A 22,449-nucleotide genomic window follows, 5' to 3' on the forward strand; every position below is an offset into this window, starting at 1 on the left:
TGCATATGGTTTTAAAGAGACATGCAGTAGGGCTGGTGAATAGTCAGGCATGTCTCCGCAGGGCGGCGATCTCGTCGGCGAGGCGCGCAAATAGGTCGGACGAGTCGCCTTCTGACGGGCGTTTCCCTTAGCCGGACCTTCGCATCATCGTCACGCCAGATCGGTTCGAGCGAAGTCGTCCCCCTTGTAGATGAGCCCCACCCCGCATGCCTTTGCGCAGGCATAGGCGAAGCAATCGCCGAAGTTCAGATCGGCCGGATGCCCGATGGCTTTCCCGTAGGTCATCGCAGCATCGAGCGCCTTCTCGCCGATCGGGCCGGAAATGCTGATCTCATCGGCGCCGAGCTCTGCAACCAGGCTGTCGACGAGCTCACGTGCAACCGCGAGGATATCGGGCGTCGGTCTAGCGGACGCGCCGCCCGCGGTAGCGGCCGCTCTGGCCACGGCCAAGGCGGCCTCAAAGCGCACGAGCGGGGAGACGAAGCAGGCGTTTTGAACGTCCGACAATCGCTTCGCCAGCTCCTTCCACCCAGGCTCCTGATTGATGATGGCGACGAGCGCCGAGGCATCAACGAACATCAGGCGTCGCCCCACATCTCGTCGGTGTAGGCTTTCATGTCGAAGCCTGGATTCGGAAGCCCGATCTTAGCCGCCTTTTCGTGAATAATGGCAAGCCGTTCGCGTAGTGGCACGCCCGACCGGGTGCGCTCCAGCTCGTGGCGAAGCGCCACTCGAACGGCGTCGGTCTTGCTGACCTTGGTGAGCTTGGCGAGCTTCTCGGCCATCGCGGTTACATCATCGTCGCGAATGAACAGCGGCATGGTGATATCTCCATTAAGATATCACGATATCGAAAATATGAAATCACAGCAAGAGCATGCCAACGGATGCGCGCCGCGTTTTGCAGCAGCCTCAAGGGCGCTCTCTCGGGGCAGTCCGAATTTGACCGCCCAAACGGGTAAGCCGGGTTTTCGCGGAAGCGATCGCCGTCTCGGGCGTCGCGGGAGCGCCTAGAACTTGTCCGCGACCTGTATCCCCGCCGGCCCAAGGATGACGGCGACGAGGACCGGCAGGAAGAACAGGATCATCGGCACCGTCAGTTTCGGCGGCAGCGCCGCCGCCTTCTTCTCCGCCGCCGTCATGCGCTGGTCGCGGCTTTCCTGTGCAAGAACGCGGAGAGCCTGGGCGATCGGCGTGCCGTAGCGGTCGGCCTGGATCAGCGCCTGCATCACGGCCTTGACCTCCTCGAGACCGGAGCGCAGGCCGAGGTTTTCGAGCGCGATGCGCCGGTCGGGGAGGAAGGAGAGTTCCGCCGTCGTCAGCACCAACTCCTCCGCCAGCGCCGAAGACTGGGCGGCGATCTCGTCGGCGACGCGCCGCATCGCAAGTTCCATCGACACGCCCGATTCGACGCAGATCAGCAGGAGGTCGAGCGCGTCGGGCCAGGCGCGGCGGATCGAATGCTGGCGCTTCGATATCGCATTGACGATGAAGATATTCGGCGCATAGAAACCGACATAGGCGAAGCCGAGCGCGAAGCATGTTCTCAGCATGAACGGCTTGTCTGCAAAATTGCCCAGGACGAAAATATAGACGACGGCAATGGCCAGAAACAGGAACGGCAGGCAGAACCGGGCGAAGAGGAAGGTGTTCAACGCATTCTGCGATCGGTAGCCGGCCGTCTTCAGCCGGTTGACGGTGTTGTCGTCCACCAGCGCCTGCCGCAGGTTAAGCCGCTCGACGATCTGGCGTACCGACGTATTGTGCTGTGCCCTGAGACTTGCCTTGCCGGCCGAGGCTTCGGCGTTCAACCGGGCGCGCTCGCGGGCGCGGATCTGCTCACGTTCGGTGGCGACGGACTTCATCCGCTTCGTGAGGTCGCCCCGTTCGAAAAAGGGAACGGCCAGCGAATAGAAGGTCGCGAGCACCGCCATCGACACGAGAACCGCGATGATGATGTTCGGATCGGTGAGCGTCCTTATCCAGCCGTCCATTGCGCGAGAGCCTCAGATATCGAAATTGATCATGTTGCGCATCACCCAGATGCCGATGCTCATCCAGACGGCCGAAGCGCCCATGATGATGTGGCCGCGCGGATCGGTGAAAAGCACCATCATGTATTCCGGCGATGTCAGGTAGACGAGCGTCGCCACGATGAACGGCAAAGCGCCGATGATGCAGGCCGAGGCCTTGGCCTCCATGGAGAGCGCGCCGACCTTCGCCTTCATCTTCTTGCGCTCGCGCAGCACCTTGGAGAGGTTGCCGAGCGCTTCGGACAGGTTGCCGCCGGCCTGTGCCTGGATGGCGATGACGATCGCGAAGAAGTTGACCTCGGGCAGCGGGACGCTCTGGATCATGCGGGCGCAGGCATCCGGCACGTTGAGACCGACCTGCTGGGATTCGACGACGCGGCGGAACTCCGTCTTCACCGGATCCTGACCGTCGCTGGCGATCAGCCGCAAGGCGTCGTTGAGCGGCAGACCGGACTTGATCGAGCGGACCATGACGTCGAGAGCGTTCGGAAACTCGTCGAGGAATTTCTTGCAGCGCCGCTTGACCATCGCCCCGACCAGCCAGCGCGGCAGACCCGCCGCGGTGATCAGTGCGACGCCGGCGGCAATCCACAGGCCGGCGCCGGCGAGCAAGACGACGATCAGTGCGAACAGGCCGAAGATCGCGCTGAAGACATAGAACTGCGTCGGGGAGATCGACAGGTTGGCCTGCACCAGCCGCTTCCTCATGGACGGGGCGGCATTCGCCGACTTTTCCTGCTGCTTCTTCTCGAGCTCCTTCAACGAATCCTGCACGGACTTGCGCCGCTTCGACATTTCGTTGACGCGGTCGCGCGCCGCCTTGATCTTGGCTCGGTCCGTCTCGGCGGCGCTGACGCGGCGCAGCCGGCCTTCGGCCTTCTTGTCGTTCTCGATCCGGGAATAGAGCACACCGTAGGCGAGCGCCGCCGCGGCAATCGCGACGAGGCCGGCCAGTGCCAGAACGGTGATGTCTATGCCGAACATCGCTTGGTCTGTTCCTTTGCTTCAGCGGCGCGGGCTGAACGCCGCAGAGTTCCTTGTTGGAGCGGGATGCGGGCGGAAAACCGCACACACTTTTCCTCATCCCGCTCTAAAGCGCGTCGCGTTCAAACGTATTCACGCGGCGCGCTTTAGGTCTTTGTTTTTGTTGCATGTCGTCATCCCGAAACCGCTGCACACTTTCGGGCGACATGCATTAGTTCTTTTCCATCGCATCGAGCGTGGCGGCGAGCCGCTTGTCCTCGTTGAAGTAGCGGGCGCGGTCCCAGAAATGCGGCCGGCCGATACCGGTCGAAACATGGCGGCCGATGATCCTTCCATTGGCGTCCTCGCCGTCGATCTCGTAGCGCATCAGGTCCTGGGTGACGATCACGTCCCCTTCCATGCCGGTCACTTCGGTGACATGGGTGATGCGGCGCGAGCCGTCGCGCAGACGCGAGGCCTGGATGATGACGTCGACGGAGCCGGCGATGATTTCCCGAACGGTCTTGGCCGGCAACGTGTAGCCGCCCATGGCGATCATCGATTCCATGCGGCTCAGGCACTCGCGCGGCGTGTTGGCGTGGATCGTGCCCATCGAGCCGTCATGGCCGGTGTTCATCGCCTGCAGCAGGTCGAAGACCTCCGGGCCGCGCACTTCGCCGACGATGATGCGTTCCGGGCGCATGCGCAGGCAGTTCTTGATCAGGTCGCGCATGGTGATCTGGCCCTCGCCCTCGATGTTCGGCGGGCGGGTTTCGAGACGAACCACATGCGGCTGCTGCAGTTGCAATTCGGCGGAGTCTTCGCAGGTGATGATCCGCTCGTCGATGTCGATATAGCGCGTCAGGCAGTTCAACAGCGTCGTCTTGCCGGAGCCGGTGCCGCCGGAAATGACGATGTTGCAGCGGACGCGGCCGATGATCTGCAGCAGAGTGGCACCTGCCGGCGTGATCGAGCCGAAGCGCACGAGCTGCTCCAGCGTCAGCTTGTCTTTCTTGAACTTGCGGATCGTCAGCGCCGTTCCGTCGATCGCCAGCGGCGGAGCGATGACGTTGACGCGCGAGCCGTCCGGCAGGCGCGCGTCGCAGATGGGGCTCGATTCGTCGACGCGCCGACCCACCTGGCTGACGATGCGCTGGCAGATCGACAGGAGCTGGGCATTGTCGCGAAAGCGGACGTCCGACTCCTCGACCTTGCCGCCGACTTCGATGAAGGTCTGGCCGGCACCATTGACCATGATGTCGGCGATGTCGTCGCGCGCCAAGAGCGGCTCGAGCGGCCCATAGCCGAGCACGTCGTTGCAGATGTCGTCGAGCAGTTCCTCCTGCTCGGCGATCGACATCGCGAAGTTCTTGATGGTGATGATGTCGTTGACGATGTCGCGGATTTCCTCGCGCGCGCTCTCGGTATCGAGCTTGGCCAGTTGCGACAGATCGATCGTGTCGATCAGCGCGGAGAAGACCTGCGACTTCGTATCGTAATAGTCCTCCGCCCGCGGCGTGCGACGACGCGCCGGGGCGGCCGCTGGTTGCGGACGGGGCGCGGCAGCTGCCGGTTCGGCGAGAATCGGCGCGGCGGCACGCTCCATCACCGTCGACGGCCCGACCGGCATGGATGGTGGCATCACGGGCGATTGCGCGCCAGTCTTGCCAAAACCTTCATTTCCGCGTTTGCCAAACATCACTTCATTCCGCTTGCTGCATCGATCCTTCGGTTTTTGTACACGACGGGCACCGAAACCGCTTCCGTCGCGCGATGCCTATCGCCTGCCGAGCTTTGCCAGAACCTTGCCGAGGCCGCCCCTACGCGCCTTCTTGATCGCCGTGCGTCCGGTCAAGAGATGGGCAAGCTGCGAGAACGTCTCGGCGGCCGGGGATTTCCTGTCGATCTCGCCGATCATCCGCCCGCTGTTGGCGGCGTTTCCGAAGAGCACGGCATCGAAGGGGATGATCGCGGCAGCCTCGATTTCCAAGGACTCGCAGAATTCGTTGGGGGCGATTTCCGGCCGCTTCGGCATGCCGACCTGGTTGAGGACCAGATGCGGCGCCCTGTCGTTCGGCCGAAGCTTCTTCAGGGCGTCGAGGAGATTCTTGGTGTTCCTGAGGCTCGCCAGATCCGGAATGGCGGTGATCACCACCTCGTCGGCCTCGCCGAGGACCGAACGGGTCCAGTCCGACCAGCCATGCGGAATATCGAGGACCGAAACGGGGGCGCTGCGCTGCAGGATTTCGAGGATCGGCTGGAAGGCGCCCGCCTCGAAATCATAGGCGCGGTCGAGCATCGAGGGAGCGGCGAGCAGCGACAGGTGCTCGGAGCACTTGGTGAGAAGCCGATCGAGAAAGACCTCGTCCAGCCGGTCCGGCGCCGAGACTGCCTCGGAAATCCCCTGCGGCGGGTCCTGGTCGAAATCGATATTCGCCGTGCCGTAGGGCAGATCGAGATCGGCGAGGATGGTTTCCGTCGAAAAGAGGTTGGAAATGCCCCAGGCGCAGTTGTGGGCGATGACGGACGAGCCGCAGCCCCCCTTGGCGCCAATGAAGGCGAGGCTTCGCCCGACCGGCTCGGCTTCGGGATCGACAAAGATCGCCGCAATCGCCCCCAGGAGATCCGCCATTGCCACCGGCGCGACCATATATTCGGAGATGCCGTTGCGGATCAGTTCGCGATAGAGCGCGATATCGTTGTGGCGGCCGATGATGACGACCTTGGTACTCGGGTCGCAGACCGCGGCGAGCGGCGCCAGTTCCGCAAGCAGGGAGCGCGGCTCCGTGGCGGTCTCGAGGATGATCAGGTTGGGCGTCGAGACGCTCGCGAACATGTTGGCGGCGGCGGCGATGCTGCCGCCGGTGATGCGAAGGCTCACCTTCGCCATGCGGCGGTCCTGCCCGCAGCGCTCCATGAGGCGCTGCATTGCCTCGCTCTCGCAGAAGCCATGGATCGAAATGCGCGGCAAAGGCCGAAGCTGATCGAGGTCACCGGGGCGCGACACCTCCGCCGCAAACTCGGCTCCGCCGGGGTCGATGCTGTATTCAATCGCGCTCATCTTGGTCCCTCAAAATCCTGCATCACCCAACCGTCGCTCAGTCGTCCGAGGCCGCATCGCGCCAGGCGTCGATCACCGCGCCGCGCTGCTCGGCGTCGACAGGCGACATCTGGCGCGGGCCGATCAGGTCCGTCGGATTGGCGATCTGGGCGGCGAGGTTGGACTGCGAAGCGCAGCCGAAATTGTAGTAATTGCGGTTCTCCATCGTCAGCGTGAGGTCCTCCGGCCACTCACCGCAGGGCGCGGTCTGGGCGGTGATCGCGACATAGCTCAAGCGGATCGGCGCGGCGTCGCCCGGCGCAAGCGCTTCGTAGCTGGTCTCGATCATTCTCTTCGGAGGCACGCCGGTTGAAGCCAGCAGTCGACGGATTTCCTTGCGGACGATCTGCGCGGCGTGGCTGTTGGCGGAGCCGCGCGGCAGCATGATCTGAATGACGCCGCTCGATGCACTGCGGTATTCGGTGGCAAAGCCGCGGATGACGTCGCGTGTGCCAGAGGTCAACCGCCTGTCACCGGAGGCGACCGGAATGTCGATCACCCGCTCTCCTTCGGCAATGACGATCGGATGGCGGGCGCGATAGTCGTCCGGGATCGAGCCGGTCGACAGATTGTCCTTGCTGCCGCAGCCTGCGAGCAGGCTGGCGACGATCGCCAATGCGGCCATCCGGGCGGAGGTGCGGGTCAGCGACATCGGGGCCGGCCTTTCAAGTCTTTTGTGAACTGCGTTTCGGTTGTGCATGACCCGACCTATTTGTAGATGAAGCCGACATTGCCGTGATAGCGGCCGACGGGGAGTGCCGCCTCGGGACGTCCGTAAATGCGGTTGACGCGGCCGACGAAGAAGCTTTCGAGATCGTTGGCCGGATTGAAATTGTCGTCCGGTCGCGACAGCGCACTGCGGGCGACCGGCCGCACCAGATAGGGCGTCGCGATGATCACGAGTTCCGATTCATTGCGCTGGAAGTCCTTGCTGCGGAACAGCGTGCCGAGGATCGGTATCTTCGAGGCGCCGGGCAGGCCCGACATCGCCTGGCGGATGTTGTCCTGCACCAGACCGGCAATGACGATCGAGCCACCGGAGGGCAGTTCGACATTCGTTGAGGCCTCGCGTCGGCGGATGCCGAGGAAGGTGTTACCGGGGACGTTCACCGAGCCGTTGCCCGTTACGACCGAACCTTCATAGGTCGGCTCCGAAACATCCGTTTCGATCTGCAGGCTAATGCGGCCGGGACCGAGAACGACGGGCTTGAAATTCAGTCGAATACCATATTCGACATCGTTCACTTCGCGCGTTACTGTCGTTCCACCCGTAGCTTCGTCCGTGCCAACTTCCTGCGTGCCGGAAAGCCGGAATTCTCCCCCGACGTAGAACTTCGCCTCCTGGCCCGAGATGGCCGTCAGGCTGGGCTCAGCCAGCGTACGCATGACGCCTGCCTGCTCCATCGCGTTGATGTAGCTCGAGATCGTCGTGCCGCCGATCGAGCCTCTTATGATCGCGTTGGTGCCAAGACTGATTGCGTCGCCGAGATTGGCCGGATTTCGGAAACTGATACCACTCTCGCCATCCGATACACGACCATTGAAGCCGAGTTGCTTCAGCACCTGCCGACTGACTTCGGCAACGGTGACTTTCAGGGTCACCTGATCCTCGCCCTCGACCGTCAGCAGATTGACGATCTGGGAGGTCTGGCGAGCCTCGGCGAAAATGTCGGCATCGCCATTGGTGCCCTGGGCGGTGATGTTGCGGGTGGTCGCCTCGCCGCCCTTCAGGAAGGCGCGGGCAAGGTCGACGGCCTTGGTCGAATCAAGCGGGGTGCGCACGGATCCGGTCAGAACCACGTTGTCGGAGACGATCTCGACATTTATGTCCGCGTCGGGAATGAAGCGGCGCAGATTGGCTTCGAGGCCGGCCACATCGCGCTCGACGGCAACATCGAGGCTGACGATCTCCTCGCCGTTCGGGCCGAAAACGAAGATGTTCGTCTGACCGACCGCCTTGCCGAACAGGTAGATGCGGCGCGATGTGCGCGTGACGGCATCGGCAAGCGCCGGATCGGCAACGAGGATATCGTGGGCGTCTGTGGGGAGATCGACGACCACGGCCTTGTTGAGGCCGAGATTGACCTTTTTCTTGACGCCCGGACCACTCTCGACGATCCGGACCACCGACGAGGCGGCGGCTTCCGCGGTCGGGACCGAAGGCAGTATCATGCCGGAGAATGTCAGTGAGAATGACAGACCGGCTGCGAGACAGGTCCGAAATGTGTTTCCGCTCCGCTTCACGTTGCGCCCCGTCCGATCTTACTGCTGGTTCTGCGTTGTGGTGGTGGTGCCATCGTTCTTGACGATGGAACCGGATTTGATGACCTGAATGCTCGGCTGGCCGTCGCCGCTCAAAAGGTAGTCGGCCGCTTCCGTATCGGCTTCCTGAGCATCCGCGACGCTGCGTAGCGCCAGCGAAATGCGCTCGGCCATCTGCTGCGCGACCGTCATCACTTTCGATTGGTCGGGCGTGAGCTCGAGGGTCGCCGTGGTGCCGATGACGGATTTCGAGCCGTCATCCTTCTCCTCGACCTGCTGGTCGATCGCCAGCACCCGGACATTGCTGAGCACGGTTTCGGTCAGATAGACGTCGCCGTCGGACTTGCGGACCATGATGACGTCGACCCTGTCGTTGGGCAGGATGAAGCCGCCAGCACCGGTCGCGACGGTGATTTCCGTGGCGACGGCCCGCTTCCCGGCCGGCAGCAGCGACGACATGATGCGGTTGGAGGGATCGGCGATCTTTTCCTGGCGGAGGGGCTCGCCGTCGAAGAGCGGCAGGCGGACGACCGCGCCGGATAGATCGTCGATTGCCGCGGGACGGTTTTCCTCGGTGATCATACCGTCGGCCACGCCGTCTTTCGGCCAGGCCATCCAGTGGATCGAATCGCCGCCGAGCCGGGAACCCACCGGCAGGCTCTTGCTTGCGACGAGGACATTGATACTCGGCGCCTGCTCGACGAGCGGTTCCGCCGTCCTTTGCGCGGGAGCACGGGTGAGCTTCATCGCCAATAGCCCAGCCATTGCCGCGGAACCCACGGCCACCGCCAGAATGATGATGCGCACCGGTTTCATGATCTCTAAGCCCCTGAAATACCCCGGGGACAGATTGATCAGGAATTGGTGTAATTATAGTTAACGGATCGCTTATGAACGCGGTTAACGAGAAGTAATCAGCGATTTCACAACTATGCCGTGGTCACCAAAGTTGCGCGAAAGCGGCTTCCATCAGCGGCGATGAGGCATAAGCGGCAAAGCCGCCGAGCGCGATCGCGATGCCATAGGGTATTTTCTTCGCCGTCAGTAGCAACCGCGGTACCGGAATGCCGCTCGCCAGGATCGCGTTCTCCTGTCTCCTCAAGAGAAGTACGGCCAGGGTCAAAACCCCACCGCAAATCGAGACATACACCAGAAAGGCCACGAGCGACGCGTCGAGGCCGAACCAGATGGCGCAGGCGGTCAGAAGCTTGGCATCGCCGCCACCCATGATATTGACCGCGAAGAGGCAGAAGCAGACGGCAAAGACCAGGGCGGCGGCCGCCACGTGGAGCCCGATCTCTCCAAGGCCGAGGCCAGCAAACGGCGCGATGACGAAAAATGCGCCGAGCAGGATGGCCGACACCCGGTTTGGAATCGTCATCGTCAGCAGATCCGAGATGGCCGCGAAAGCCAGGCAAAACGGAAAGACGACGAAGGCGGCAGCTATGGTCATCTCACTCTCCGAGGCGCATTCCGCCTAAGGAACAGACGCGCGCGACAACCGCGCGATACAGGCAGTAAAGAAAGGGTCGCTTCAAGACTGAAACGACCCTCTCCACAGTTCAACAAAACACGCGACAGCTTACATGTTGTCAGCGGCAGTCTTCATCTCGTCCTTGAGGCCGGTGAACAGCAGGTCGAGCTGGTCGCCGAGCGCCGTTGCGCCGGTGATGAGCGCTACGGAGATCAGGGCCGCGATCAGGCCGTATTCGATGGCCGTCGCACCGGATTCGTCCTTCATCAGGCGGGCGAAAATGGTCTTCATGGAGTTTCTCCTACTTCACGTTGTTGTTCAGCACGTCCGCCAACTGTTTGCCGTTGATCGGATACCCTGAAATTATCGGGGGCGAATTGCCATCGGCTTAAGGAAACCGGTTAGCGTGAAGTAAACGGGCCATCGCTCTTTCTTGGGTAAATGTCCCGGGAAGAGAAGCAGTAAATTGCGCACCACTAATGTAACCTTTCATTCACCAAAACAGGCCAAGATGCGGGCAGCCATTCGCCATCAGGACGCGCCATGAACACGCCCCTTGCGACCAAGCAGGTCGCCACGCTTGCCTTTCTTGCAGCTACGCTTTTCGGCTTTTTCGCTGCCGGGAGAACGGACGCGGCGGAGCAGATGATGCGCGTCTATATGGACCATGCACGGGTGCTGAAACTCGACCGGCCGGTGAGCAAGGTGATTATCGGCAATTCGGACGTCGCGGACGCGACCGTCGCCGATTCGAAGACGATCGTGCTGACCGGCCGCAATTTCGGCACGACGAACCTCGTCATCCTCGACCAGGACGGCAATGCCATCGTCGACGAGCGCATCCTCGTGTCGATCGACGAAGGCAACACCCTGCGCGTTTACAAGCAGACGACGCGCACCGTCTTCTCCTGCTCGCCGAATTGCGAGCGTCACGCCGAACGCAAGGCCACGACGTCGGGCAGCAATTGAGATCTTTCCGAGACCACTAAAATTCTCCGGGTCTTGGAAAACGAATTTTCAACAGTCTCAGCTTATTCTAGCGCCAATTGCAAAAACGGGACGCAGGCGAAATCGCATGCATTTTCCGCATCCCGCTCACGACGTGACATGACGGAACGGCGCAATGGCGACAAACACGAAAACATCCCCGGCAAGCCGGCGCGGATCGCGCCAGCTCTTTCGCCGCCTGCTCGGAGATAGGAGGGGCGCGACGGCGATCGAGTTCGCCATCCTCGCTTTGCCATTCTTTATCGTCGTCTTTGCCTCGATCGAGACATTCGTCGCCTTCGCCGGCGAGCAGCTGCTCGCCAATGCGACCGACACCCTGGCGCGCAAGATCCGCACCGGCGAGATCACGAAGAACGTGAGTGAAGCAGAGTTCCGCCAGGCCTTCTGCGACGAGATCGCCATCCTGTTGACCTGCTCCGCGACCGAGGTGACCACGCCGGAAAAGCTCTATCTCGATGTCCGCCAAGTCGCCGATCCGTCGCAGTTTCCGGCGGCGGTGCCGCGGGTCGGGCCGACCGACGCCTCGGATCTGGACACGAGCGGCTTTCAGTTCGCGCCGGGGGCCGGCAAGGAGTTCACCATGGTGCGCGCCTATTACCGGTGGCAGGTGATCACCGATCTTGTGCGCCCGTATGTCACCAATCTCCGGCCGGCCGGCAGCAGCATGCCGCGCGACTATCTGATGGTCGCGACCGCAACGTTCCGCAACGAGGACTATTGAGGATACCATGGGGCGCTCGGATGGAATGACCCTTGTCCGGCGTGCGTTCGGACCCTTGTCGCGCCTGTCGCGGGACCGTCGCGGCGTCGGCGGCGTGGAGTTCGCCATCGTCGCACCGATCTTGATCATGGCCTATATCGGCGCTTTCGAGCTTTCCGTCGGCTTGAACGTGCTGCGCAAGGTCGCCCGTGCCTCGAGTGCCGTCGCCGACCTCGTCAGCCAGGAGCCGAGCGTCGATACGGACTTCCTGGATGGCCTGAACAACGTCGCGGAAAGCATCCTGGCCCCCTACGCCGGCACGGACTACACGCTGAAGATCACCGGCATCCAGGTCACCGGCACCACGACCGGCACGGTGCTGTGGTCGCGCGACCAGGACGGCGGCACGCCCTACCCGGCCAATTCCACGACCACGGTGCCCTCCGAACTCGAGGCGATAAACGCCTTCATCGTGCGCACCGAACTCGTCCTCCCGCACGAACTGCTGCTCCTTTCGCCGGACCTTTCGAGCAGCGTCAACGCAATCGACCTCTCCAAGACCTCCTATTATCGCCAGCGCTCTGGCACGAAGATCGATTGCACGGGCTGCTGAGGACCAATGCATGTCGCAAAGTGCGAAGCGGTTCTGGAACAACGACATGCATAAAAACAAGAACCCAAAGCGCGCCGCGTGAATACATCTGAATGCGACGCGCTTAGATCCGCTCAATTGCATTGAATTTGGCGCCGCGCTATTCCTGCGAGATTGCGCGGGATCGCTCCCGCACTGTTCAATAGCAACCGGACCGCAGCCGCGCTCCGGTTCGGCGGGTGTTCCATGGCGCGTGTCTTTCTCTTCGTCCTCGATTCCTTCGGCATCGGCGGGGCGCCCGACGCCGAGGCATTCGGCGATCTCGGCGCCGACACGCTCGGCCACATCGCCGAATTCTGCGCGTCCGGCGCCGGCGACCGCGCCGGTTTGCGCGAAGGGCCGCTGCAACTCCCCAACATGTCGGCGCTCGGGCTCGTCCATGCGGCGCGACTGGCAACCGGACGGGTTCCTGCCGGCATGCCGCTGCCGGAGCGCGTCTACGGCGTCTACGGTGCGGCCAGCGAGGTTTCGCGTGGCAAGGACACGCCGTCCGGCCACTGGGAGATCGCCGGCACGCCGGTGCGGTTCGACTGGGGCTATTTCCCCTCCGAGGGCGATGCCTTTCCGCCGGAACTCATCGAGGCGATCTGCCGCGACGGCGACATTCCGGGCATTCTCGGCAATTGCCATGCCTCCGGCACCGACATCATCGCGCGTCACGGCGAAGAGCACATGCGGAGCGGCAAGCCGATCTGCTACACCTCGTCCGATTCGGTCTTCCAGATCGCGGCGCATGAGCAGACCTTCGGGCTCGAGCGGCTGCTGGAACTCTGCCAGGTCGTCCGCCGGCTCGTCGACGATTACAATATCGGCCGCGTCATCGCCCGGCCGTTCGTCGGCGACAATCCGGGCAATTTCACCCGCACCGGCCACCGCCGCGACTATTCCGTCCTGCCGCCGGAGCCGACGATCCTCGACCGGCTCGAGGAGGCCGGACGAACGGTGCACGCGATCGGCAAGATCGGCGACATCTTCGCGCACCAGGGCGTGACCAGGCTCACCAAGGCGAACGGCAACATGGAGCTCTTCGACGCGAGTCTTACGGCGGTCGAGGAGGCGGAGGAGGGCGACCTCGTCTTCACCAATTTCGTCGATTTCGACATGCTCTACGGCCACCGCCGCGACGTGCCGGGCTATGCGGCGGCGCTCGAAGCCTTCGATGCGCGGCTCCCCGATCTCGACCGGCGGCTCCGGCCCGGAGACATGGTCATCCTGACCGCCGACCACGGCTGCGACCCCACCTGGCGTGGCACCGACCATACGCGCGAGCGCGTGCCGGTCTTGATGTTCGGTCCGTCGCTCAGGAGCCGGTCCTTCGGCATAGCCAACAGTTTCACCCATATCGGCGAGACAGCTGCCCGACATCTCGGCATCGCGCCGGGCCCACATGGGAGAAGCCTCATTTGACCGCGCATCTGAAGAAAGCCGAGCTGCATTGCCACATCGAAGGCGCCACGTCGCCGGAACTGGCGCTGCGGCAGGCCCGCAAATACGGCGTCGACACGAGCGCCATCATCGGCGACAAGGCCTACGTCTGGGAGGATTTCACCAGCTTCGTGAAATGCTACGACAGCGTCGCCTCGCTGTTCCGCACCGAGGGCGACTATGCGCTGCTTGCCGAGACCTACCTGACCGAGCTCGCCGAGGCCGGGACGATCTACAGCGAGATCATCGTCTCGCCGGACCACGGCAACACAATCGGTCTCGGTGCCGACGCCTATCTCGAGGGGCTTGCTGCGGGCATGGAGGCGGCCAAGGCGAAAACCGGGATCGAATCGCGTATGCTGATCACCGGCATCCGCCATCTCGGGCCGGAATCGGTCGCCAAGACCGCCGAATATGCGGCCATGCGCCGCCATCCGTTGGTGACCGGCTTCAACCTGGCGGGCGAGGAGCGGATGCACAGCGTCTCCGAGTTCGCCCGCGCCTTCGACATCGTCCGCGACGCCGGCCTCGGGCTGACCATCCACGCCGGCGAGCTTTCCGGCGCCTTCAGCGTCCGCGACGCGCTCGACCATGTGCGCCCGTCGCGCATCAGTCATGGCGTGCGGGCGATCGAGGACGCGGATCTGGTCAAGCGCCTTGCCGACGAGGGCGTAGTGCTCGAGGTCTGCCCGGGTTCCAACATTTCGCTCCAGGTGTTTCCGGATTTCGCCTCGCACCCGCTCAGGCCGCTTTACGAGGCCGGCGTCCGCGTGACGCTCAACTCCGACGATCCGCCCTTCTTCCATACCTCGCTCGCGCAGGAATACGAGATCGCCTCGCATGTGATGGGCTTTGGAGACGGCGAAATCGACCGGATGACGAAAACCGCGATCGAAGCCGCCTTCGTCGACGAGCCCACCAGACAGGAACTGCTGGCGGCGCTGCATATGTAGTCGCGATAATCATCGGAAGCACGCCAATGCCCTTGCGGCCTCCGATCTTTCCATGGAAAAGAGGGCGGATATGCCAAGATCTCGGGGAAGGTGAAGCCATGGACGGCGTGACAGTGATCGATCATCCGCTGGTGCAGCACAAGCTGACCATCATGCGCAAGAAGGAGACTTCGACCGCAGGCTTCCGCCGGCTGCTGCGGGAGATCTCGACGCTGCTCTGCTACGAGGTGACGCGCGATCTGGAACTCACCATGGAGCGGATCGAAACGCCGTTGCAGGAGACGGACTCTCCCGTTCTCGAGGGCAAGAAGCTCGTCTTCGCCTCGATCCTGCGCGCCGGCAACGGCCTGCTGGAGGGCATGCTCGAGCTCGTCCCCTCGGCCCGCGTCGCGCATATCGGCGTCTATCGCGACCACGAGACGCTGCAGCCGGTCGAATATTACTTCAAGGCGCCGGAGAACCTCAACGAACGGCTCGTCATCGTCGTCGACCCGATGCTTGCGACCGGCAATTCCTCGATTGCAGCGGTCGAAAAACTGAAGGAGCGCGGCGCCAGGAACATCCGCTTCCTCTGCCTGCTTGCCGCACCGGAAGGCATCCGCAACTTCAACGGAGCGCATCCGGACGTGCCGATCTTCACCGCCGCGATCGACAGCCATCTGAACGAGAAGGGCTATATCGTGCCCGGTCTCGGCGACGCGGGCGATCGCATGTACGGCACCAAATAGGTCTTTCTTAACCAATTGACGAAGCAAATGAGGCGCCGCCGGTTTTCCGGCGGCTTTTTTGCGCGGTATTAGCAATCTTCTGGTCAGATCGGCGAACGCGCCAGCCGATCCCCGGAGCCAAGAATGTTGACACGTCTCATTGCCTTTGCCGGCGGACTCGCCGCCATTGCCCTCGTCGTGCCGGACCTCGTCTCCAGCTATCTCGATCGCCCCGACACCAAATCGTCGCAGCAAGCCGCCGCGAGCCCCACGCCGACAACCGCCAGCTACGCGGCGGGCAAGGCCGTGGTGCTCGAAGCCGATCGCTCCGGCCATTTCACCGGAACGTTCCGGATCAACGGGCGGTCGGAAAGTGGGCTGGTCGACACCGGTGCGAGCACGATCGCCATCAACGCGTCTGCAGCCCGGCGGTTCGGCATCGCCGTCGGCAGCCTGTCCTTCGATACGCGAGCGCAAACCGCCAACGGCATCGTCGAGGCGGCCCATATCAGCCTCGACCGGGTCGAGATCGGCGGCATTACACTCCGGAACGTCGAGGCCATGGTGCTGCCCGACAAGGCACTTTCGGGCATGCTCGTCGGCATGTCCTTCCTGAGCCGGCTATCGTCCTATCGGGTCGAGGACGGCGCGCTCCACCTCGTCAGGTGATTCTTGAAACGACGACGGGGCGTGGCACAGGCCGCTCGTCGGCGATCGCATAGAGCGCCGGGACCCTGCCTCTTACCATTTCGGCCCGCTGCCGATCGGCGGCATGCACGAAAGCGATTGGTTCGCCCTCTTGCACTTGCGTTCCGAGTGGCCTCAGGTCCGCGAGTCCGACGCGATGGTCGATGCTCTCATCCGGGCGGATACGCCCGCCACCGAGCGCAATGACAGCCATCCCCAGTTCGCGGGTCTCGCAGGCACTCAGATAGCCGTCGCGATTGGCAGGCACAGGCAGCACGACCGGCGCCTTGTCGAGATAAGCATCCGGCCGGTCGACGAAATCCGCCGGTCCACCAAGCAGATGCACCATGCGGCCGAAGCGCTCCATCGCGGCACCGCTCGCAAGAGCGTTCCCTGCCAGCGCCTCGGCTTGCACCTCGTCCGCCACCACGCCCGCTGCGACGAGCATTTCCGCCGCGAAGGCCATCACCACCCGATCGAGCCGCGTCCCCGCCTTCTCGCCGCGCAGATAGGCAAGACAGTTCTCGATTTCGAGCACGTTGCCGGCCGCGTCCGCCAGCGGCTCGTTCATGTCGGTGATCAGCGCCGAGGTGCGCACCCCCGCCCCGTTGGCGACGTCAACGAGTGATCGCGCGAGGATTTCGGTTTCCGAGGGGTCGGTCAGGAAGGACCCGTTGCCGAGCTTGACGTCCAGCACCAGCGACTGAAGCCCGGCCGCGAGCTTCTTCGAGAGGATCGACGCGGTGATCAGCGGCACTGAATCGACCGTCGCCGTCACGTCGCGGATCGCATAGAGGCGCTTGTCGGCCGGCGCCAGATTGGCGGTCTGGCCGATGATGGCGCAACCGACCTCGTCGATCACCTTATGGAAGAGCGCTGGGGAGGGCTGGATATTGTAACCCGGAATGGACTCGAGCTTGTCGAGCGTGCCGCCGGTATGGCCGAGCCCCCGGCCCGAGATCATCGGCACGGCGGCGCCGCAGGCGGCCACGATCGGTGCCAGCATCAGCGAGACATTGTCGCCGACACCGCCGGTCGAATGCTTGTCGACGATTGGCCGCCCGAGCGCGCTCCAGTCGAGCGTTTCGCCGGAATCGCGCATCGCCAGCGTCAGCGCCACGCATTCGTCGCGGCTCATGCCCGTGAACCAAACGGCCATGGCGAAGGCGGCAACCTGCCCTTCCGAGATCGAAGCGTCGGTTATGCCTTCGATGAAAGCGGCGATCTCCGCCACCTCGAGCCGGCCGCCGTTTCTCTTCTTCCGGATTACTTCCTGTGGGAGCATTGTCGATGGGCTCAGGCTTCTGTCGCGATCATGTCTTTGAGGATCGCTGCCAGCCGCTGGCCGCCGAACGGCGCCATCTCCTTCGTCTCTTGATGGCTGAGTTCCCCTCCGGTCATGCCAGCGCCGAAATTGGTGATGACCGAGGCGGCCGCCACCCTCAAACCGAAGAACCGGGCGAGAATGACCTCGGGCACGGTGGACATGCCGACCGCATCCGCACCCAGGATGCGGGCCATGCGGATTTCCGCGGGCGTTTCGAAGCTCGGGCCGGAGAACCACATATAGACGCCACGCGCCAGCGGGATGCCGAGTCGCTCGGCGGCCTCCTCCATCCCGACGGCAAGCGCCGCGTCATAGGCATTGGTCATGCCGACGAAGCGATCGTCGCTTTCGACGCCGATCAGCGGATTGGCGCCGGAAAAGGCGATGTGATCGGCGATCCGCATCACCGAGCCGGGCGGCATGTCCTCGCGCAGCGATCCGGCCGAATTCGTGAGGATCAGGTTTTCGACGCCGATCCGCTTCAGCGTTTCGATCGGCACGCGCATCGCATTGGCATCGCCGCGCTCGTAGTAGTGGACCCGGCCGGAAAGCATGACGACGGGAACATTGCCGAGCCGGCCGAGGACGAGCTCGCCCGCGTGGCCGGAAACGCTGCTGACCGGGAAGCCCGGTATGTCCGCATAGGAAATGCGGACCGGCTCCGTCACCGCCTCGACGAGCGAGCCGAGCCCGGAGCCGAGCACGATGCCGTATCGCGGCGATAGCCCGCCGAGTTTGTCGCCCAGGAATTCAGCTGCGTCGGTCATCCAAGAATCTCGGTCTCGAAGCTGTGCGGCAGCAGGTCGGAGAGCGCCAGGCTTTTCTTGATGCCCGTCTCGTCGCAGAGATAGATGCGGGTGCTGGCGCCGGAGAATTCCGCCAGCCGCTGCCGGCAGCCGCCGCAGGGAGGGCAAAGCGCCAGCTTCTCGGCGATGACGGCCACCTCCATGATCTTGCGTTGCCCGGCCATCACCATGTGGCTGATCGCCGTCGTCTCGGCGCACCAGCCTTCCGGAAAGGACAGGTTCTCGATGTTGGCGCCCGTGTAGATGTTGCCATCCTCGGCGCGGATCGCCGCCCCCACCGGAAACTTCGAATAGGGGGCATGCGCCTTTGCCATGGCTTCACGCGCCGCGACGAAGAGTTCGTTCTTCGGCATAGGTCTGTCCTTATTGTTGTGCATGTCGTTATCCCAAAACCGCTGCGCACTTTTGGGCGACATGCATTAGCGCTCCTTCACATAAGGTACGCCGCCGGCCTTGGGCGGGATGGCCTTGCCGATGAAGCCGGCGAGCAGATGACGGTGAGGATATAGGGCAGCGCCTGCATCAATTGTACCGGCACCTGGCCGACGAACGGCAAGGGCGTGCCCTGCAGGCGGATGGCGAGCGCATCGAGGAAGCCGAAGAGCAGGCAGGCGAACATGACGTTCTTCGGTCGCCATTTGGCGAAGATCAGCGCCGCGAGCGCGATATAGCCCTTGCCTGCCGTCATGCCTTTGACGAAACCGGCGGTCATCGCCAGCGACAGATAGGCGCCGGCAAAACCACACAGAATGCCGCAGCAAATGACCGCACGATACCTGAGCCAGATCACCGAGATGCCGGCCGTGTCGACCGCGCCAGGGTTTTCACCGACCGCCCGGAGCCGGAGTCCGAACCGGGTGCGGTAGAGGATCCACCAGGTTGCCGGCACCATGGCAAAGGCGAGGTAGGTGAGCAGGAAATGGCCGGAGAGGAGATCCGAGTAGATCGGCCCGAGGATCGGTACGTCGCGGATCGCGTCGGCGCCGGGAAGGTTGATCGTCTGGAATCTGGCGCCTTCGCCGAGCGCCGGCGTGCGGCCACCCTGGCGGAACCAGGCTTCGCCGAGAATCACCGTCGAGCCGGCGACGATGAAATTGATCGCCACACCCGAGACGATCTGATTGCCGCGTTGGGTGATCGAGGCATAGCCATGCACCAGCGACAACACGATAGAGATGAGAATAGCGGCGAGGAGGCCCATCCAGACCGACTGGGTGACGGCGGCGACGGCACCGGCCGCGAAGGCGGCGCCGAGCATCTTACCCTCGAGGCCGATGTCGAAAACGCCGGCCCGCTCGGTGAAAAGCCCGGCAAGCGCGGCGAAGACCAGCGGCACGGAGACGCGGATTGTCGATTCGAGGAGCACCACGAGGACGTGGAAGAAATCCATGGCTTCAGGCTCCCTTGGTCTGGACGACGGCGGCCGCACGCTGGCCACGCACCGCGAAGGCGCGGGTTATCGCCGGCCGGAACATGTTTTCGAGTGCGCCGGCAAAGAGGATGACGAGGCCCTGGATGATGACGATCATGTCGCGCGAGATCGACGGCATCTCGAAGGCGATCTCGGCGCCGCCCTGGTAGAGGACGCCGAAGAGGATCGCCGCGGGGATAATGCCGCCCGGATGCGAACGGCCCATCAGCGCGACGGCGATGCCGACGAAGCCGGCGCCCTGCACGAAATCGAGTTGCATGCGGAACTGCTCGCCCATGATCGGGTTCAGCGCCATCATCCCGGCAAGACCTCCGGAGATCATCATGGCGATGACGGTGATGCGGCTCTCGCGAATGCCGGCATAGCGCGCCGCCGAGGGGCTATGGCCCATGGTGCGCATCTCGTAGCCGAGCTTGGTGCGCCAGATCAGCAGCCAGACGCCGAAGGCGGCGGCGAGCGCCAGCAGGAAGGAGATGTTGAAGGGCGCCGTGCCGACATTGAGGCCGAAGATCGACAAGAGCCAGTCGAGCTTCGGCAACTGGCCACCCTCCGCAAAGGTCCGCGTCTGCGGCGCCATCGATCCGAGCGGCTTCAGGACGCGCGTCAACAGGTAGACCATCAGGCTCGAGGCGATGAAGTTGAACATGATGGTGGTGATGACGATGTGGCTGCCGCGCTTCGCCTGCAGCCAGCCGGGCAGGAAGGCCCAGAGCGCGCCGAAGAAGGCCGAGCCGAGAATGGCGAGCGGGAAGACCACGTACCAGGGCATCACTTGGTCGAGCCACAGGCAGGCGAGCGCCACGCCGATGCCGCCGACATAGGCCTGTCCCTCGCCGCCGATGTTGAACAGCCCGGCATGGAAGGCGACGGCGACGGCAAGGCCGGTGAAGATGAAGGTCGTCGCGTAGTAGAGCGTGAAGCCGATATACTCGCCGCGACCGAAGGCGCCGTTGATCAGGTGGTAAGCCGCCTCGAACGGATTCTCGCCGACGAGCAGCACGACGAGACCGGCGACAAGGAAGGCAACGGCAAGGTTGACCAGCGGGACGAGGCCATATTCGACCCAGCCCGGAAGCTTCGCGTAAGGTGTGCTCATTCTGCGGCCTCCTTGCGGCCTTCGACGCCGGCCATCAGGAGACCGAGTTCGCCCTCGGTCGCCTCCGGGTTGCGCTCGCCGACGACGCGGCCGGCGAACATCACGAGGATGCGGTCGGAAAGCGAGCGGATCTCGTCGAGCTCGACGGAGACCAGCAGCACGGCCTTGCCCTGGTCGCGCATCTCGATGATCCGCTTGTGGATGAACTCGATCGCGCCGACGTCGACGCCGCGGGTCGGCTGGCCGATGATCAGCACATCCGGACTGCGCTCCATCTCGCGGGCTAGGACGATCTTCTGCTGGTTGCCGCCGGAGAAATTAGCGGTCTTCAGCCGCGCATTCGGCGGGCGGATGTCGTATTTGGCGATCTTCTCCTCGGCATCCCTGCGGATCGCGTCGATGTCGAGAAAGACGCCTTTCAGATAGCGCGGGTCGTTGTGGTATCCGAGAATGGCATTCTCGCTTTCCTCGAATTTGAGGACGAGACCGACGTGATGCCTGTCTTCCGGGACGTGCGCCAGCCCGCGAGCCCTGAGCTCGGCGGGATCCCTATGGCCCGTCACATCGACGGACTTGCCGTTCAAAAGCACGTCTCCGGAGGTCGCCTTGCGGATGCCGGCGATCGCCTCCAGCAGTTCCGACTGGCCGTTGCCGGCGACACCGGCAATGCCGACGATCTCGCCGGCCCGAACCTCGAAGGAGACGTCGTCGACCATCGTCACGCCGCGGCTGTCCTTGACCGTCAGCCCCTGCACGGCAAGCTTCACGTCGCCTGGGCTCGCCTCGCCCTTCTCGACACGCAGCAGTACGCGGCGGCCGACCATCAGCTCGGCAAGCTCCTCGACCGAGGTCTCGCGCGTCGTGCGGGTCGCAACCATCTCGCCGCGGCGCATCACGGAAACCTCGTCGGTGATCGCCATGATCTCGCGCAGCTTGTGGGTGATCAGGATGATCGTCTTCCCCTGCGCCTTTAGCTGGCCGAGAATGCGGAAGAGATGGTCGGCCTCGGCCGGCGTCAGTACGCCGGTCGGCTCGTCGAGGATGAGGATATCGGCCCGGCGATAGAGGGCTTTCAAGATTTCCACCCGCTGCTGGAGACCGACCGGCAGCTCCTCGATCAGCGCATCGGGATTGACCTCGAGGGCGTATTCCTTTTCGAGCCGTTTCAGTTCCTGGCGCGCCTTGGCGATGCCCTTGTTGAGGATCTGGCTGTCTTCCGCGCCCAGCATGACGTTTTCGAGCACGGTGAAATTTTCGACCAGCATGAAATGCTGGTGGACCATGCCGATGCCGACGGAGATCGCCGTGTTCGGATCGCGAATGGAGACCGGCTTGCCGTCGACGAAGATCTCGCCGCTGTCGGCCTGGTAGAAGCCGTAGAGGATCGACATCAGCGTCGATTTACCGGCGCCATTTTCACCGATGATGCCGTGTATCGTGCCTTTGCGAACCTTGAGATTGATGTCCTTGTTGGCGTGGACCAGACCGAAGCTCTTGTCGATCCCGCGCAATTCGATGGCAATATTGTCCATATTGGCCTGCGATCCCCTATTTGCCCGCTTCGGTCCCTGCCCCAAGACCGTGCCGACATTTTTTTACCAATTGGTATAAGTTTATCATCGATTTTCCGGCGCGAAAGCCTCAAATCGCGATCTCCTTATACTCTCATCGGATCGCCGATGAGAGTCCAGCATGAATATACACAGGTGGATGGAGGGACCACGCCGACGTTTGCCGGGAGCGAGCGCCGCGAAGAGCAAGACCCCTCCCCAACCCCTCCCCACAAGGGCTATCGGATTCACACAACGTCTGCGACGCCTGGGG

The 22,449-nt window shown here is 63.3% G+C and carries 23 protein-coding genes and 1 pseudogene; 7 read left to right on the top strand and 17 right to left on the bottom strand.

Annotated features, from left to right (window positions below; all coding sequences use genetic code 11):
- Positions 1–150: 150 nt before the first annotated feature.
- The 11 genes from N181_RS24635 to N181_RS24685 all read right to left on the bottom strand — a co-directional run bounded on the left by N181_RS24635 (position 151) and on the right by N181_RS24685 (position 10,123).
- Positions 151–579 carry a type II toxin-antitoxin system VapC family toxin gene (locus N181_RS24635; protein ID WP_014330513.1) on the bottom strand — a complete coding sequence of 143 codons (429 nt, stop codon included), beginning with the start codon at positions 577–579 and terminating at the stop codon, positions 151–153.
- Positions 579–821: a type II toxin-antitoxin system VapB family antitoxin gene (locus N181_RS24640; RefSeq protein ID WP_014330512.1), complete on the bottom strand. Its 243-nt coding sequence runs from the start codon at positions 819–821 to the stop codon at positions 579–581. The genes N181_RS24635 and N181_RS24640 overlap by 1 nt, the downstream gene beginning before the upstream one ends.
- A 189-nt stretch (positions 822–1,010) precedes the next feature.
- A complete protein-coding gene (locus tag N181_RS24645) occupies positions 1,011–1,994 on the bottom strand; it encodes a type II secretion system F family protein (RefSeq protein WP_014330511.1) in 984 nt (327 codons plus the stop codon).
- 12 nt (positions 1,995–2,006) lie between these two features.
- Positions 2,007–3,017 carry a type II secretion system F family protein gene (locus N181_RS24650; RefSeq protein WP_037398325.1) on the bottom strand — a complete coding sequence of 337 codons (1,011 nt, stop codon included), beginning with the start codon at positions 3,015–3,017 and terminating at the stop codon, positions 2,007–2,009.
- A 211-nt stretch (positions 3,018–3,228) separates the two neighbouring features.
- A complete protein-coding gene (locus tag N181_RS24655; protein WP_037398328.1) occupies positions 3,229–4,695 on the bottom strand; it encodes a TadA family conjugal transfer-associated ATPase in 1,467 nt (488 codons plus the stop codon).
- Between the two features lie 78 nt (positions 4,696–4,773).
- A complete protein-coding gene (locus tag N181_RS24660) occupies positions 4,774–6,057 on the bottom strand; it encodes a CpaE/TadZ family protein (RefSeq protein ID WP_037398331.1) in 1,284 nt (427 codons plus the stop codon).
- Between the two features lie 37 nt (positions 6,058–6,094).
- Positions 6,095–6,748 (bottom strand): CpaD family pilus assembly protein, encoded by a 654-nt coding sequence (locus N181_RS24665; protein WP_037398334.1) that lies wholly within the window; start codon positions 6,746–6,748, stop codon positions 6,095–6,097.
- Positions 6,749–6,804: 56 nt separating this feature from the next.
- Positions 6,805–8,268 (bottom strand): type II and III secretion system protein family protein, encoded by a 1,464-nt coding sequence (locus tag N181_RS24670; protein WP_234885958.1) that lies wholly within the window; start codon positions 8,266–8,268, stop codon positions 6,805–6,807.
- A 90-nt stretch (positions 8,269–8,358) separates the two neighbouring features.
- The gene (cpaB, locus tag N181_RS24675) at positions 8,359–9,174 is read right to left on the bottom strand and encodes a Flp pilus assembly protein CpaB (protein WP_037398340.1); all 816 of its coding nucleotides are present in this window, start codon (positions 9,172–9,174) and stop codon (positions 8,359–8,361) included.
- 124 nt (positions 9,175–9,298) lie between these two features.
- Positions 9,299–9,811: an A24 family peptidase gene (locus N181_RS24680; RefSeq protein WP_037398343.1), complete on the bottom strand. Its 513-nt coding sequence runs from the start codon at positions 9,809–9,811 to the stop codon at positions 9,299–9,301.
- A 129-nt stretch (positions 9,812–9,940) separates the two neighbouring features.
- On the bottom strand, positions 9,941–10,123 hold the full coding sequence (locus tag N181_RS24685) for a Flp family type IVb pilin (protein ID WP_014330503.1): 183 nt from the start codon (positions 10,121–10,123) through the stop codon (positions 9,941–9,943).
- A 252-nt stretch (positions 10,124–10,375) separates the two neighbouring features.
- Between N181_RS24685 and N181_RS24690 the strand changes: the two genes are divergently transcribed.
- The 7 genes from N181_RS24690 (at position 10,376) to N181_RS24720 (ending at position 15,946) form a co-directional block, all read left to right on the top strand.
- Entirely contained in the window at positions 10,376–10,801 is a 426-nt protein-coding gene (locus N181_RS24690; RefSeq protein WP_037398346.1) for a pilus assembly protein N-terminal domain-containing protein, read from the top strand.
- Positions 10,802–10,955: 154 nt separating this feature from the next.
- Entirely contained in the window at positions 10,956–11,561 is a 606-nt protein-coding gene (locus tag N181_RS24695; protein WP_060563958.1) for a TadE/TadG family type IV pilus assembly protein, read from the top strand.
- 25 nt (positions 11,562–11,586) lie between these two features.
- Positions 11,587–12,153 (top strand): TadE/TadG family type IV pilus assembly protein, encoded by a 567-nt coding sequence (locus N181_RS24700; protein WP_037398382.1) that lies wholly within the window; start codon positions 11,587–11,589, stop codon positions 12,151–12,153.
- 225 nt (positions 12,154–12,378) lie between these two features.
- Positions 12,379–13,599 carry a phosphopentomutase gene (locus N181_RS24705; RefSeq protein WP_037398358.1) on the top strand — a complete coding sequence of 407 codons (1,221 nt, stop codon included), beginning with the start codon at positions 12,379–12,381 and terminating at the stop codon, positions 13,597–13,599.
- Positions 13,596–14,570: an adenosine deaminase gene (locus N181_RS24710; RefSeq protein ID WP_037398360.1), complete on the top strand. Its 975-nt coding sequence runs from the start codon at positions 13,596–13,598 to the stop codon at positions 14,568–14,570. The genes N181_RS24705 and N181_RS24710 overlap by 4 nt, the downstream gene beginning before the upstream one ends.
- 98 nt (positions 14,571–14,668) lie before the next feature.
- Entirely contained in the window at positions 14,669–15,298 is a 630-nt protein-coding gene (gene upp / locus N181_RS24715; RefSeq protein ID WP_037398363.1) for a uracil phosphoribosyltransferase, read from the top strand.
- 123 nt (positions 15,299–15,421) lie between these two features.
- Complete coding sequence (locus tag N181_RS24720) at positions 15,422–15,946, top strand: retropepsin-like aspartic protease family protein (RefSeq protein ID WP_037398365.1); 525 nt, start codon at positions 15,422–15,424, stop codon at positions 15,944–15,946.
- Here the strand turns inward: N181_RS24720 and deoA are convergent.
- The 6 genes and pseudogenes from deoA to N181_RS24750 all read right to left on the bottom strand — a co-directional run bounded on the left by deoA (position 15,939) and on the right by N181_RS24750 (position 22,157).
- Positions 15,939–17,249 carry a thymidine phosphorylase gene (gene deoA / locus N181_RS24725; protein WP_060563961.1) on the bottom strand — a complete coding sequence of 437 codons (1,311 nt, stop codon included), beginning with the start codon at positions 17,247–17,249 and terminating at the stop codon, positions 15,939–15,941. The genes N181_RS24720 and deoA overlap by 8 nt on opposite strands.
- An 11-nt stretch (positions 17,250–17,260) precedes the next feature.
- The gene (locus N181_RS24730) at positions 17,261–18,058 is read right to left on the bottom strand and encodes a purine-nucleoside phosphorylase (RefSeq protein WP_037398371.1); all 798 of its coding nucleotides are present in this window, start codon (positions 18,056–18,058) and stop codon (positions 17,261–17,263) included.
- Entirely contained in the window at positions 18,055–18,474 is a 420-nt protein-coding gene (locus tag N181_RS24735; protein ID WP_080577653.1) for a cytidine deaminase, read from the bottom strand. The genes N181_RS24730 and N181_RS24735 overlap by 4 nt, the downstream gene beginning before the upstream one ends.
- Positions 18,475–18,516: 42 nt before the next feature.
- Positions 18,517–19,487: pseudogene (locus N181_RS24740) on the bottom strand (ABC transporter permease).
- A gap of 4 nt (positions 19,488–19,491) precedes the next feature.
- Positions 19,492–20,625, bottom strand: coding sequence for an ABC transporter permease (locus N181_RS24745; protein WP_014330491.1), 1,134 nt, complete (start codon positions 20,623–20,625; stop codon positions 19,492–19,494).
- On the bottom strand, positions 20,622–22,157 hold the full coding sequence (locus N181_RS24750; protein ID WP_014330490.1) for an ABC transporter ATP-binding protein: 1,536 nt from the start codon (positions 22,155–22,157) through the stop codon (positions 20,622–20,624). Before N181_RS24750 ends, N181_RS24745 begins: the two co-directional genes overlap by 4 nt.
- Positions 22,158–22,449: the final 292 nt, after the last annotated feature.

This window comes from Sinorhizobium fredii USDA 205, from assembly GCF_001461695.1.
In the GTDB taxonomy this organism is placed as follows: domain Bacteria; phylum Pseudomonadota; class Alphaproteobacteria; order Rhizobiales; family Rhizobiaceae; genus Sinorhizobium; species Sinorhizobium fredii.

What these genes read in the sequence shown, in the direction of transcription:
- N181_RS24745 (WP_014330491.1), bottom strand. Translation starts at nt 20,625, where the DNA reads ATGAGCACACCTTACGCGAAGCTTCCGGGCTGGGTCGAATATGGCCTC.
- N181_RS24660 (WP_037398331.1), bottom strand. Translation starts at nt 6,057, where the DNA reads ATGAGCGCGATTGAATACAGCATCGACCCCGGCGGAGCCGAGTTTGCG.
- N181_RS24655 (WP_037398328.1), bottom strand. Translation starts at nt 4,695, where the DNA reads ATGTTTGGCAAACGCGGAAATGAAGGTTTTGGCAAGACTGGCGCGCAA.
- N181_RS24735 (WP_080577653.1), bottom strand. Translation starts at nt 18,474, where the DNA reads ATGCACAACAATAAGGACAGACCTATGCCGAAGAACGAACTCTTCGTC.
- N181_RS24665 (WP_037398334.1), bottom strand. Translation starts at nt 6,748, where the DNA reads ATGTCGCTGACCCGCACCTCCGCCCGGATGGCCGCATTGGCGATCGTC.
- N181_RS24690 (WP_037398346.1), top strand. Translation starts at nt 10,376, where the DNA reads ATGAACACGCCCCTTGCGACCAAGCAGGTCGCCACGCTTGCCTTTCTT.
- N181_RS24685 (WP_014330503.1), bottom strand. Translation starts at nt 10,123, where the DNA reads ATGAAGACCATTTTCGCCCGCCTGATGAAGGACGAATCCGGTGCGACG.
- deoA (WP_060563961.1), bottom strand. Translation starts at nt 17,249, where the DNA reads ATGCTCCCACAGGAAGTAATCCGGAAGAAGAGAAACGGCGGCCGGCTC.
- N181_RS24635 (WP_014330513.1), bottom strand. Translation starts at nt 579, where the DNA reads ATGTTCGTTGATGCCTCGGCGCTCGTCGCCATCATCAATCAGGAGCCT.
- N181_RS24750 (WP_014330490.1), bottom strand. Translation starts at nt 22,157, where the DNA reads ATGGACAATATTGCCATCGAATTGCGCGGGATCGACAAGAGCTTCGGT.
- N181_RS24645 (WP_014330511.1), bottom strand. Translation starts at nt 1,994, where the DNA reads ATGGACGGCTGGATAAGGACGCTCACCGATCCGAACATCATCATCGCG.
- N181_RS24640 (WP_014330512.1), bottom strand. Translation starts at nt 821, where the DNA reads ATGCCGCTGTTCATTCGCGACGATGATGTAACCGCGATGGCCGAGAAG.
- N181_RS24730 (WP_037398371.1), bottom strand. Translation starts at nt 18,058, where the DNA reads ATGACCGACGCAGCTGAATTCCTGGGCGACAAACTCGGCGGGCTATCG.
- N181_RS24670 (WP_234885958.1), bottom strand. Translation starts at nt 8,268, where the DNA reads ATGATACTGCCTTCGGTCCCGACCGCGGAAGCCGCCGCCTCGTCGGTG.
- N181_RS24695 (WP_060563958.1), top strand. Translation starts at nt 10,956, where the DNA reads ATGGCGACAAACACGAAAACATCCCCGGCAAGCCGGCGCGGATCGCGC.
- N181_RS24680 (WP_037398343.1), bottom strand. Translation starts at nt 9,811, where the DNA reads ATGACCATAGCTGCCGCCTTCGTCGTCTTTCCGTTTTGCCTGGCTTTC.
- cpaB (WP_037398340.1), bottom strand. Translation starts at nt 9,174, where the DNA reads ATGAAACCGGTGCGCATCATCATTCTGGCGGTGGCCGTGGGTTCCGCG.
- N181_RS24720 (WP_037398365.1), top strand. Translation starts at nt 15,422, where the DNA reads ATGTTGACACGTCTCATTGCCTTTGCCGGCGGACTCGCCGCCATTGCC.
- upp (WP_037398363.1), top strand. Translation starts at nt 14,669, where the DNA reads ATGGACGGCGTGACAGTGATCGATCATCCGCTGGTGCAGCACAAGCTG.
- N181_RS24705 (WP_037398358.1), top strand. Translation starts at nt 12,379, where the DNA reads ATGGCGCGTGTCTTTCTCTTCGTCCTCGATTCCTTCGGCATCGGCGGG.
- N181_RS24700 (WP_037398382.1), top strand. Translation starts at nt 11,587, where the DNA reads ATGACCCTTGTCCGGCGTGCGTTCGGACCCTTGTCGCGCCTGTCGCGG.
- N181_RS24650 (WP_037398325.1), bottom strand. Translation starts at nt 3,017, where the DNA reads ATGTTCGGCATAGACATCACCGTTCTGGCACTGGCCGGCCTCGTCGCG.